At 35.2% G+C, this 12794-nt stretch carries 10 protein-coding genes, 2 tRNA genes and 1 other annotated feature; of the genes, 9 read left to right on the forward strand and 3 right to left on the reverse strand.

Annotation, left to right across the window (positions count from 1 at the left end; genetic code table 11):
• The first annotated feature begins 69 nt into the window (after window positions 1-69).
• Window positions 70-1185, forward strand: a complete 1116-nt coding sequence (locus AQ616_RS03200) for an HD-GYP domain-containing protein (protein ID WP_069685051.1) — start codon at window positions 70-72, stop codon at window positions 1183-1185.
• Window positions 1186-1242: 57 nt separating this feature from the next.
• On the opposite strand, the gene AQ616_RS03205 is transcribed toward AQ616_RS03200, so the two are convergent.
• Entirely contained in the window at window positions 1243-2199 is a 957-nt protein-coding gene (locus AQ616_RS03205) for a YaaC family protein (RefSeq protein WP_017798771.1), read from the reverse strand.
• A 238-nt stretch (window positions 2200-2437) separates the two neighbouring features.
• Here AQ616_RS03205 and guaB point away from each other — a divergent pair, with 238 nt between their 5' ends.
• From guaB to AQ616_RS03235, 6 genes are all read left to right on the forward strand, one after another.
• A complete protein-coding gene (gene guaB, locus AQ616_RS03210; RefSeq protein ID WP_069685052.1) occupies window positions 2438-3907 on the forward strand; it encodes an IMP dehydrogenase in 1470 nt (489 codons plus the stop codon).
• Window positions 3908-4137: 230 nt separating this feature from the next.
• Window positions 4138-5481, forward strand: coding sequence for a serine hydrolase (locus AQ616_RS03215; RefSeq protein ID WP_069685053.1), 1344 nt, complete (start codon window positions 4138-4140; stop codon window positions 5479-5481).
• Between the two features lie 99 nt (window positions 5482-5580).
• Window positions 5581-5806 (forward strand) — a binding site (T-box leader).
• Between the two features lie 93 nt (window positions 5807-5899).
• The gene (gene serS, locus AQ616_RS03220) at window positions 5900-7174 is read left to right on the forward strand and encodes a serine--tRNA ligase (RefSeq protein ID WP_017798774.1); all 1275 of its coding nucleotides are present in this window, start codon (window positions 5900-5902) and stop codon (window positions 7172-7174) included.
• Window positions 7175-7326: 152 nt separating this feature from the next.
• A tRNA-Ser gene (locus AQ616_RS03225) sits at window positions 7327-7419 on the forward strand.
• A 494-nt stretch (window positions 7420-7913) separates the two neighbouring features.
• Window positions 7914-8726 (forward strand): pyrroline-5-carboxylate reductase, encoded by an 813-nt coding sequence (gene proC, locus AQ616_RS03230; protein WP_017798775.1) that lies wholly within the window; start codon window positions 7914-7916, stop codon window positions 8724-8726.
• 13 nt (window positions 8727-8739) lie between these two features.
• The gene (locus AQ616_RS03235) at window positions 8740-9030 is read left to right on the forward strand and encodes a TIGR04104 family putative zinc finger protein (protein WP_069685054.1); all 291 of its coding nucleotides are present in this window, start codon (window positions 8740-8742) and stop codon (window positions 9028-9030) included.
• A 43-nt stretch (window positions 9031-9073) separates the two neighbouring features.
• Here AQ616_RS03235 and AQ616_RS03240 read toward each other — a convergent pair whose 3' ends face one another.
• Entirely contained in the window at window positions 9074-9760 is a 687-nt protein-coding gene (locus tag AQ616_RS03240) for a deoxynucleoside kinase (protein WP_017798777.1), read from the reverse strand.
• Between the two features lie 20 nt (window positions 9761-9780).
• Window positions 9781-10431, reverse strand: coding sequence for a deoxynucleoside kinase (locus AQ616_RS03245; protein WP_069685055.1), 651 nt, complete (start codon window positions 10429-10431; stop codon window positions 9781-9783).
• Window positions 10432-10613: 182 nt separating this feature from the next.
• Here AQ616_RS03245 and AQ616_RS03250 point away from each other — a divergent pair, with 182 nt between their 5' ends.
• The gene (locus tag AQ616_RS03250; RefSeq protein WP_026133864.1) at window positions 10614-11834 is read left to right on the forward strand and encodes a Bcr/CflA family efflux MFS transporter; all 1221 of its coding nucleotides are present in this window, start codon (window positions 10614-10616) and stop codon (window positions 11832-11834) included.
• A gap of 81 nt (window positions 11835-11915) precedes the next feature.
• A tRNA-Arg gene (locus tag AQ616_RS03255) sits at window positions 11916-11988 on the forward strand.
• Window positions 11989-12794: the final 806 nt, after the last annotated feature.

Genomic DNA, 12794 nt, shown 5'->3' on the forward strand with positions numbered 1-12794 from the left:
ATGAAGTGCTGTCTCTTATGTTAATAGAGGCAGCACTTCCATATTATCTATCTTAGGGGGAAATGTTATATGAAAGTGAAGACTTCACATCTCATGCCTGGATATGTATTACAAAAAGATATTATCGGTAAATCCAATCGGCCAATTGCATTAAAAGGGACAGAACTCACAGAACATCAAATCCAAATGATTCGTAAATTTCTAATCGATACTGTCGAAATTGATGAGCCGTTATCTGGTAATAAACCGAGTAAGAAAGTAAAAGAACAAACAGAAGAAAAGAAAGCAGTAGATAATATTCGTTCTGCTTCTATACAGGATAAGGAAAATGGATATAAATACTTTCTCAAAGTGTATAAAAATGTTGTAAATGTCTTTAAAGAACAATTTTTACAATGGCAACAATCTATGCCTATTTCTATACCAGATTTACGAAATGCTATTATTCCCTTGCTAGAGGAATTAGAGAACATAGATGCCAATGTGATTTTCTCTCTGCATCATTATGCACGTTCTGACGAATACATTTTTCATCATAGTGTAGCAACTTCATTGATATCGGCGTTCATCGCGAAGGAAATGGGCTATCGACGAGGGGAATGGATTCAAGTTGGGTTGGCTGGAGTTCTTTGTGATTGTGGAATGGCGAAAATGGATACAGATGTAATTCAAAAACAAGGATCTTTAACATCCGAAGAATTCAAAAATATCAAAAAACACCCACAAACAAGTTATGCCATGATCAAAGATCTTCCTTCTTTAACAAGTGGAGTACAACTCGCTGTTTTACAACATCACGAACGGGGCAATGGAGAAGGATATCCTTTAGGCATGACGTTAAATAAAGTACACCCTTATGCTCGGATTATAGCAGTTGCGGATTCTTATCATGCAATGGCAACCACGACCTGTTATCGTAAGGCAAGGAATCTCGTGAATGTAATAGAGGAATTACATATTAGCACGATTCGTTTATATGATCCAGACGTAGTGAACACATTTCTGAATATCTTCTCTAACTGGTTAGAACATTCAAAAGTAGTACTAAATAACGGAATTACTGGAGAAATTGTATTTGTAAATAAACAAGAACCAACACGTCCGATTGTAAAAAGTAATGACAGCGATGATATATTCTCGTTAGAACAGCTTCCGGAATTATATATAGATAAGATAATTGGCTAAAATGATGAGCCTATTCTATTTTATTGGTATCTCTTATAGTATTCAAAAAGAGATTAATTACTTCTCGTTACATGCAGAATAAATAGAATGGAGCTCTTTCTCTATTAAATAAGGAATTTTCCTTCTCGTAATTTCTAAAAAATGATCAATCATTGGATAAGCACTATCTGCTTTTGATACCATTAATTCGCCCCACCACTCTGTCTCATAACGACAAAGCATACTCAAATTATACAAAATTAAATAATGTACGATTATTTCCGAGTATGGAAAGTAAATATCCCGTGATGCAGGAAAATATAATCGTTGATTATCCATATGAACAAAAAATGGACCATTAGCTTGCATTATTCCTTCTCGTAAATCGATTCTAAACAAAGTAGTTTGTTCACTAACCCTCTTAATAGGTGGAAGGAAAGGTTGAATACGCTGTACAAATGCATTTCGTGTCAAATGAAAACGATCTAATATCGATGTAGGAAATAATAATTGGTCACTATTAATTTCCCCTATATCAATTAATGTTTTCCGTTGTTGATAGTTCCATAACACATGTAATTCAGGAATGTTAGCTAATAATAATCGCATGGTTGCTTTCTCCAAAGGAAAAGGGTTGAAGTGATACATATGTTTTGCAAAATATGGGAAAAGTCCTTGTTGTTGAATCTTGACTTCATCATCAAAAAACTGATAATCCTTTCGTTTTCGCTTTCTTGAAGTTACTCCATGGGCAAGTAATGCAGTACTTTCAGGATAATCCGCACGCTTGGTTAATAACCATCCTTTTAAGAGATGGACCATGCCATAAAAATAAAGAACCGGTCTTACAATTGGACTGCTTTCTTCTCCACTTTTATAAAACTGTATGCCGTGTTGAATATAGTGCATAAACGTTGTGCCATTTTGATAGCTTTTTTTCGTTTGTCCATCGATATTTTGATAACATTTATGTAAAAATGACTGTGCATTTTCTTGAGCACTTAAATGTGTAAACAACTGATTTGTTTCCATCATTATCCAACCTCATAACTATCATAATATTTTGAATTACAGTTCTTCTTTTTTACAAATTTATCTTCTTGAAAAAGCGAAAAATATAGAGTAATGTAAATAAAAATAGCTTTGTTAGTACTTTTAGTTTGAGCGAGATTACTGGCATTATTCATGCCTAGAAAATGATATTACCGCTATTAGCTATAATTGCAAAAGCGGTTAAAATATGGGAATTCAAATATAAAAGGAGGAAGTAAAAATGAGAGAAGACAAGTTTGCAAAAGAAGGATTAACCTTTGATGATGTATTATTAATGCCTGCAAAATCGGAAGTATTGCCAAATCAAGTGGATTTAAGTGTTGAATTGACTTCTACGCTTAAATTAAAATCTCCATTCATTAGTGCTGGTATGGATACAGTTACAGAAGCTGAAATGGCGATTGCAATGGCACGTCAAGGTGGATTTGGTGTTATTCATAAAAATATGTCGATTGAAGATCAAGCGGAACAGGTAGATAAAGTAAAACGTTCTGAGAGTGGTGTCATTACGAATCCATTCTTTTTAACTCCAGAGCATCAAGTTTATGATGCAGAGCATTTAATGGGTAAGTTTCGTATTTCTGGTGTTCCAATTGTAAACAATATTGAAGAACAAAAACTTGTCGGTATTTTAACGAATCGTGATCTTCGTTTTATACAAGATTATTCGATCTCTATTTCAGAAGTAATGACAAGTGAAAATCTTGTAACTGCTCCTGTAGGAACAACCTTAGAAGAAGCAGAAAAGTTACTTCAGAAATATAAAATTGAAAAACTTCCACTGGTAGATAATCAAGATATATTAAAAGGACTTATTACAATTAAAGATATTGAGAAAGTCATTGAATTCCCAAATTCAGCAAAAGATGCTCAAGGAAGATTAATCGTAGGAGCAGCTGTAGGTGTAACTGGCGATGCGATGAAACGCATTGAAAAACTAGTTAGTGTTGGAGTCGATGCAATTGTTATTGATACAGCTCATGGACACTCACAAGGAGTACTTGACCAATTAAGAAATATTCGTCAAGCATACCCAGATCTTCAAATCATAGCTGGTAATGTAGCTACATCAGAGGGGACAAAAGCATTAATCGAAGCAGGTGTATCGGTAGTTAAAGTAGGAATTGGACCCGGATCTATTTGTACCACTCGTGTTGTAGCTGGAGTAGGGGTACCACAAATTACTGCAGTTCATGATTGTGCTGTAGCTGCTGCAGAGTATGGTGTTCCGGTTATCGCGGATGGAGGAATTAAATACTCTGGCGATATTGTAAAAGCACTAGCAGCTGGTGCACATGCAGTTATGATTGGAAGTATGTTCGCAGGTGTATCAGAAAGCCCGGGAGAAACAGAAATCTTCCAAGGACGTCAATATAAAGTATATCGTGGAATGGGCTCGGTTGGAGCCATGGAAGCTGGTTCAAAAGATCGTTATTTCCAGAGTGAATCGGAAAGCAAAAAACTTGTACCAGAAGGAATTGAAGGCCGTGTAGCTTACAAAGGACCATTGAGTGACACATTCCATCAGCTTGTTGGTGGTTTACGTTCTGGAATGGGATATTGTGGTACAAAAACAATAGAGGATCTTCGTAATGATGGTAAATTTATCCGTATAACAAATGCTGGATTACGTGAAAGTCATCCACATGATGTACAAATCACGAAAGAAGCACCAAACTATTCGTTATAAAGTGAAACTTCATGAATAACTACTTGGTAAAGTGAATATCATCATTTTTTAATAAAAATGTAAATAAATTTTTCCTTTGCCATACAATTGCCATATTCCTAGATTAAAATAGATGGGGGGACAATCCTCATCTATTTTTTTTATGTCTGCTATGTTAAAATATGAAAGGTGCTAAGCAGAATACATAGTATTATGTAATATAGCGATACTTATGATGGAGGTACAAGAAATTGAGAAATAAATTAAACAAAGTTTTACTGTTAGCGGTAGCAAGCATCCTCGTATTTACATCCATGTTGACAGCCACAACAACTGTCCAAGCAAATGAATTAGACCTAGTATCTGAATCAGCAATACTCGTGGATGGTGAAACAGGCAAGGTCCTGTATGCAAAAAATCCTGATGTTGCGTTACCTCCTGCTAGCATGACAAAAATGATGACAGAATATCTTGTTTGGGAAGCAATTGAAAATGGCAATATCACGTGGGATACAACAACAGAAATTAGTGATTATCCATATAGTATATCCGCAAATAATTCTTTTTCTGGTGTTGGATTAAAACAACAACAGGAATATACAGTAAAAGAATTATATGAAGCGATGGCGATTAACTCCGATAATGCAACAACAATTGCATTAGCAGAATTAATTGCTGGTTCTGAATCTGAGTTTGTTAAAATGATGAATGAAAAAGGTGAAGAAATGGGTTTACAAGAATTTAAGTTTGTAAACTCTACTGGATTAGATAATGAAGATTTAGGTGATAATTATCCGGAGGGAACAAACCCAAACGATACGAATCTATTATCTGCACGTTCAGCAGCTCTATTAGCCTATCATTTAGTTAATGACTATGAAGAAGCATTAGAAATTTCTAGCATTCCGCAAACCACGTTTGGCGGACAAACCATCAATAACTGGAACTACATGCTTCCGCATGAAGGAGAAAACCTAGCATCGTATTATTATGAAGGTGTCGATGGGTTAAAGACAGGCTTTACGGACTTAGCTGGTTATAGTTTTACAGGAACAGCGGAACGTAATGGACAACGATTAATTACCGTAGTAATGAAAACTGGAAGTGAAACCGAACGATTTGAAGAGACAGCGAAGTTATTAGACTATGGTTTCTCTAATTTTGAAAATACAGAGCTATTTTCAGCAGGATATCAAGAAGAAGGAAATGAAACGGTACCGGTAGCAAAAGGTAAAGAAGACCAGGTGTCGATATCACTTCAAGATAGCGTGAGTGTACCAATTAAAGCAGACGAAAAAGATTTATATCATTTAGAATATAACATAGATCAAGATCGATTGAATGAAGATGGTGAATTAATTGCTCCCATTGAAGCAAATGAAGCAATTGGAACAGCGAAGGTTGTCTATGATGGTGAAACCGAAGATTATGGATATATAAGTGATGCAGGTTCGAATACAGGAGAATTCACACTTGTAACGAATGAAGCAGTTGAAAAATCAAATTGGTTTATGCTAACGCTACAAGCAATTGGAGACTTCTTTGTAAATATATTTACAAGTGCAGTGGATTGGATTAAAGGCTTATTTAGCTAATCCTTTCTATTTTGAACGATACTAACTAGGCAATCTTATTAACTTTTGTATAAGGTCTTGCAATGTTGGTAAAAATTGATTATGATATACCTTAATAAATGAGATGTAATGATAGGAAGTAGTAGTGATAGTTTGATCTTTAGAGAGTCAATGGTTGGTGTAAATTGACGTTCAACTATAATGAATCCATCCTTGAACATGCTTATGAAGGAATTAATTCTGTAAGTAAGCACGGCAGACACCGTTAAAAGTTATTAGAGCCGGAAGGTATACATATGCCTTCAATCAGGGTGGCAACGCGGGAAATAACACTCTCGTCCCTTTTTCACAGGGACGGGAGTTTTTTATTTGGATATTTATATTTTTTCCCTGTATTACTATCAATACCGATTTGATATATAAAAGGAGGAATTGGAACATGTTAGATATGAAATATCTACGACAAAATTTTGAAGATGTACAGCGACGTTTAAAGCATCGTGGAGAAGATTTAGCGGATTTAGATAAATTTGGTGAATTAGACACGAAACGTCGTCAATTAATTGCAGAAACTGAGAAGTTAAAGGCAAAAAGAAACGAAGCTACCAAGAAAATATCTGAACTTAAAAGAGAGAAAAAAGATGCAGAACCTGCAATTAAAGAGATGCGAGAAGTTGGCCAAGAAATTGCTGCATTAGATAAACAATTGAAGGATATTGAAGAAAAGCTAGAACAAATTATGCTGTCGATTCCAAATCTACCTCATGAGAGCGTTCCAGTTGGTGAAGATGAAGAAGATAATATTGAAGCAAGAAAATGGGGAGAGGTGCCTAATTTTGCATTTGAAGCACAACCTCATTGGGATGTTGCGACAAATCTAGACATTTTAGATTTTGAGCGTGCTGGAAAAGTAACAGGAAGTCGTTTTGTTTTTTATAAAGGCTTAGGAGCAAGATTAGAGCGAGCATTATGGAACTTTATGATGGATTTACATGCAGATGAGCATGGCTATCAAGAAATGCTTCCACCGTATATTGTAAATCGAACAAGTATGACTGGAACAGGACAGCTTCCTAAATTTGAAGAGGATGCGTTTAAATTAGAAGAATGGGATTATTTTATGGTTCCGACAGCAGAAGTACCAGTGACTAACTATCATCGTGAAGAAATTCTTGGAATGGATGATCTCCCTAAAAAATACGTAGCATTTAGTGCCAGCTTTCGTTCTGAGGCAGGATCTGCGGGAAGAGATACACGCGGATTAATTCGCCAGCATCAGTTTAATAAAGTAGAACTGGTTAATTTCGTAAAACCAGAGGATTCTTACGAAGTATTAGAAAGATTAACAGGAGAAGCGGAAAAAGTCTTACAACTGCTAAAGCTTCCTTATCGTGTAATGAGCATGTGCACTGGAGATTTAGGATTTACTGCAGCGAAGAAATACGATATTGAAGTATGGATTCCAAGTCAGGAAACATACCGAGAAATTTCTTCTTGCTCTAATTTTGAGGATTTTCAAGCCCGTCGTGCAGGTATTCGTTTCCGACGTGAAGTAAATGGAAAACCGGAATTTGTGCATACGTTGAATGGTTCTGGTTTAGCGATTGGACGCACAGTAGCAGCAATCTTAGAAAATTATCAGCAAGAAGATGGCACTGTCGTCGTACCTGAAGTTTTACGTCCTTATATGGGTGGAAAAGAAATTATTGGATAAACTAAAATTATCTATCTTTCCTGATCTTTGGTTAGCTTCATAGATCAGGTGAAGATAGATTAATTTAGGATTTTTTACAGGTTTTATCAATTTTTTTTAATAATTTGTTGACAATGCTCGAAAAAGCATGTTATATTATTTCTTGTGTTCAGGGAGGTATACCCAAGTCCGGCTGAAGGGATCGGTCTTGAAAACCGAGAGGCGGGTCAAACCGCGCGGGGGTTCGAATCCCTCTACCTCCTCCATTTTAAATTAGCGCATAAATATTGGAGATAAAAAACCCGTTGCATTTGGCAGCGGGTTTTTCTTATTGATGTATTATAAGCGTATCTTGACAAAATGATGGGAAAGCCTTATAGTACAAATCAATCTAGGTAAACAAGTACGTGGAACGGACGAGTAATACAGTATAAAAATTGTGTAGAGAATGGAATCCATTGGCTGGAAGATTCCTACAATTACCTGTGTGAACCTACCCGGGAGTATGTTAGTGTAATGCTAACCGCAGTGAACTGCGATATCAATGGAGCTGGGTAATGAAATACCAATAAAGGTGGTACCGCGGATAACTGATTCCGTCCTTTGACAAAGGATGTGTAATCAGTTTTTTTATTTATCTGCTCGTAAACGAATACATGGGTCAGTTAATGTATCTATGTGTATTCGATGCTCCACATATATTTTATACTTATCTCAACTCTATGATAAAAGAACATATCTTTTTAAGGAGGATATTAACATGAATCAAAAGATTGCATTTATGGGGGCAGGATCGCTTGCAGAAGCGATTATATCTGGAATTACAAAAGCTAAGATTGTCCCAAATGAAAATATACTCGTAACCAATAAAAGTGACAAAAACCGATTAAAACGAATGGAAGAGGGTTATGCCATTCAAGGAAATACAAATAAAAAAGAAGTAATCACACAAGCAGATATCATCATTTTGGCGATGAAACCAAAAGACGCTGCTACATCATTATCTTTTATGAAAGAATATATTCGTTCAAATCAAATGGTGATTTCTGTAATTGCAGGACTTACAACGGAAAGAATGGAATCGATCTTAGAAAAAGAAATTCCAGTTATTCGTACCATGCCTAATACCTCTGCATTAATCGGTCATTCAGCAACAGCGATTGCTAAAGGGACGTATGTTACTAATGAACAATTAGCGATCGCTGAACAATTATTTCAAACAGTTGGTATGACTACAATTATTGAAGAAGAAGATATGCATACAGTTACAGCTATTGCTGGTAGCGGACCGGCTTTCTTTTATTATATGGTGGAAGCGATGGAACAAGCAGCTACAGAAGCAGGATTAGATTCAGAATTAGCTTCCCAACTATTAGCTCAAACCGTCATTGGTGCAGGAAAAATGTTAGAATTATCTGGGGACCCAAAAACCCTACGAAAAAATATTACAAGTCCTGGCGGAACAACTGAAGCAGGTGTCAAGCAGCTAATGAGTGAAGATTTTGCAGCCATCGTACAATCCTGTGTTCAGCGAGCACGAGAACGTTCCATGGAACTTGCTGCGAAGTCATGAAGGGAGAAACGTCATGCAAACACCATCTTGTAAATATTGTGAAGCACAGTGGAGCTATGGTGAAACGTTTAAAAATATCTTTAAACCTCGTATGATATGTTCACATTGTGGGGAAGAAAATTATTACCAATCCAATAGTAAAAATAGTTGGATTACGCTATTTGGAATACCGATTGTTTTAATTGTTGCTTTATTATTAGATTTGTCGACAAGTTTAATTATACTTATTTCCATAATATTAGTGATTGTGCACATCGCGCTTTTCCCGTATCGGACACAATTAAAGAAGAAAGAAAAGAAATAACAAAAAACGTGTAGAAAATAGAATCTTCTACACGTTTTTATTACTAGTTCGTGATAATCTCACCTTTTTTATATTTTCTAGAAAGTTGAATGGAACGTCCTATTTTTTCTAAAATTAACGCTAGGGAATCATTTTCTTTCATTAGATCATAATCAGAGATATTAATGCGTAATACCGGACAAGCATTGAAATTATCTATCCAGTCACTATAACGGCGATACATTTCTTCCCAATACTCAATTGGAGTGTTTTTCTCCATATCACGTCCACGACTTTTTATTCGCGATACAACTTCATCAAAAGATCCTTCTAGATAAATGAGTAAATCCGGATGAGGAAAATACGGCGTCATTACCATTGCATCAAATAAACTTTTGTACGTCTCGTAATCAGTTGGATTCATGGTTCCATTATCGTAATGCATTTTAGCGAAAATCCCTGTATCTTCGTAAATAGAGCGGTCTTGAATAAATCCACCACCGTATTCAAAAATCTTTTTCTGTTCTTTAAAGCGTTCTGCTAAGAAATAGATTTGCAAGTGAAAGCTCCAACGTTCAAAGTCATTGTAGAAATCACTTAAATAGGGATTGGAATCCACTTTTTCAAAAGAAGTTTTAAATTGTAATGCCTCTGCTAATGCATTGGTCATGGTTGATTTTCCAACTCCAACTGTTCCTGCAATGGTAATAATACTGTCATTAGGAATTTGATATTTTTCTCGTAAATTCATTTTGTTACTCCCTTTTTTGGTTAGTTAGACGGTAATGCATCACAATGTTCGTGAATAAGGCTTTTGACATCACCAATGATTTTTTCTAAATGATCTTGATATTGAACAAAATCCATTTGGTCTCCATCAATACGCAATACAGGAATATGAGGGTGAGTACGTTCAAATTCCAACATAAATGCCTCGTAATCAGCAGATAGCTGTCGCAAGTATTCTGGATCAATTTGTTGCTCAACTTCACGTCCACGCATACGAATTCGTTTAAGAATCGTATCTAAATCTGCATGAATATAAATAAGTATATTTGGTGTTGGCATGTCTTCTGTTAATATTTGATAGATCTTTTCATATTTCTCTAATTTATCTTGTTGTAACGTACGTTTCGCAAAGATCATATTTTTCGTTATATGGTAATCAGCTATTACTGATTGCTTTTGTTGTAAATAATCACGATTAATATCTTCAAGTTGTTTGAATCGATTGCATAAAAAGAACATTTCTGTTTGGAAACTCCATTCATTGATGTTCTCGTAAAATTTACCTAGAAATGGATTTTCTTCTACAATTTCTTTTAGTAAATGAAATTCAAAGTGGTCCGATAGTTTTTTTGCTAAGGATGTTTTTCCAATACCAATCGGTCCTTCGATGGCGATAAAAGGTACATCTGTCATTGGTTCCCCTCCTATTTCCCACAGACATAAAACACGCTACTTATTCTACCATAAATCGACATTATCTACTACAGAACAACAAATAGTATTCATTTCTTGACAGAAAGGTAATGGACGATTAAAATTCTTCCATTAAGGAGTGATTGCTTATTTCACGCGAACAACAAGAAAAACCAAATTCTATATTACATAATCCCACTGGGAAAACGCGGATTGGATTAGCATTATTATTAGGATTACTGGCTTTTTTAGGCCCGCTTAATATTGATATGTATTTGCCAAGCTTTCCGGGGATTTCTGCAGATTTCGGCGTAAGTGCTACACTTGTCCAGTTTAGTTTGACTGCATGCTTAATAGGGCTAGCAGTTGGTCAATTAGTAGTTGGACCTATTAGTGATGCTCAAGGTAGGAAGAAACCATTATTAATTTCGACTTTCTTATTTGCATTATCTTCGCTTCTATGTGCTTTTGCACCCAATATTACAACGCTAATTATTGCGCGTTTCTTGCAAGGTTTAACTGCATCTGCAGGAGTAGTCTTATCTCGTGCTGTTGTACGTGATGTGTTTACAGGAAAACAACTGACGAAGTTTTTTGCACTTTTAATGGTAATTAATGCAATTGCACCAATGATTGCACCAATGATTGGTGGAGGGATATTAGCTATTCCGTCAACAAATTGGCAATCTATCTTTTATTTTCTCGCTATGATTGGAATTTTTATTGTGCTAATCGTTGCCATAAAATTAAAGGAAACCTTGCCTCTTGAAAAACGTATTCCAAGTTCGATTGGATCTTCTGTGAAAACAATGGGAAGTTTACTCAAGGATCGTTCATTTATCGGCTATGCATTAGTGGTTGGATTTGTGCATGGGGGAAGTTTCGCTTATGTATCCGGTACACCATTTGTTTACCAAGAAATCTATGGTGTATCACCACAGGTATTCAGTGTCTTATTTGGAATTAATGGACTTGCTATTATTACCGGAAGCTTTATCATTGGACGTTTTAGTGACATTATTTCAGAGAAAAAACTGCTACAAACAGCAGTTACAATTGCATTAACTGCGACTTCCCTTCTTTTACTAATGACAATAATTAAAGGTCCGTTAGCGTCACTAGTGATTTTAATCTTTATATACATGATTACTATGGGGATGACGATCACAAGCACATTTACTTTAGGAATGGCCAAACAGGGGCATCGTGCAGGAAGTGCTAGTGCCGTATTAGGCATGCTTCCAATGTTACTTGGAGCATTATTTTCTCCTCTTGCTGGTATTAATGAAGCATCTGCTGTTCCAATGGGGACGATATTGTTTACAACATCTCTTATCGGTTTCATTGCTTTCTATACATTGGTTAAAAAGGATCAAAATGAAAAGAAACAAGAAAAAGGTTAGAAAAAAGCTATATATTCAGTGATTTGTTAGCTTTTCAAATAGAAAAGTATTTAGTATAATAGCTTCTGTTATTACCTTTTTGCCCTCGTAGCTCAGGGGATAGAGCATCGGTTTCCTAAACCGTGTGTCGCAGGTTCGAATCCTGCCGAGGGCGTTGGTTTTATGTTCTAGCTTTTCTTAATCCAGTAATAAATTCATAATCAAGTATTTTGTATGATCTGAATGTTGATTCTTATTGCAGACGGACACTTTCTGCAGGAGTTGTCGTCTTCCATTACAATCAAAGCCAAATGTTTCTTATAATCTGAACTCTTTCAGAGGCGAATGATCTTATTAAAGAATTATATAAAAAAGTAAAAGAAAATGAATAAATTATATACTAAAAAGAGGAGTTTACTAATATAATATTTCAGAATAATCAAATATTAAATAAGATGGAATTAATTTTAATTTTCCATGTTGATTAAGGAGGAAAAGCTTAAAATCCAATCTACAACCACCTTTTTAAAGTTGTAAATTGGATTTATAAGCCGAAATGTAAGCTACACATTTCATGCAACAATTGCTACTTTAAATGTTTCAGCGCTATTTTTAGTTCATCAATCTGTTCGTTAATTTGCGTAATTTGCTCTCTTGTTAGATAATTTAACGACGATTTTAAATTTTTAAGGTAAAACAAGTCTCTAAGTAGCAGTGTTATTTCAGTGGAGTTCAATTTCATAATATCGCTCCTTGAAATGCGATTCATGTACTCTTTTTCCTTTTTATAAAGAAACTCAAACTATCAATTTACTAAAGCAAAAATAATGTTTTCATTAATTCAGTTTATTATAGAGAGAATTTAATGTAGCTTTCAATGATTGGTACCATAGGTTTAGTAAGTAAATACAAATTACCAATTTTTGTAACTGTTTTCATACTTATACAGATGAATGAATAAGTATATAAATCTTAATTTTA

The organism is Oceanobacillus sp. E9 (genome assembly GCF_001741975.1).
Classification (GTDB): Bacteria; Bacillota; Bacilli; order Bacillales; family Amphibacillaceae; genus Oceanobacillus; species Oceanobacillus kimchii.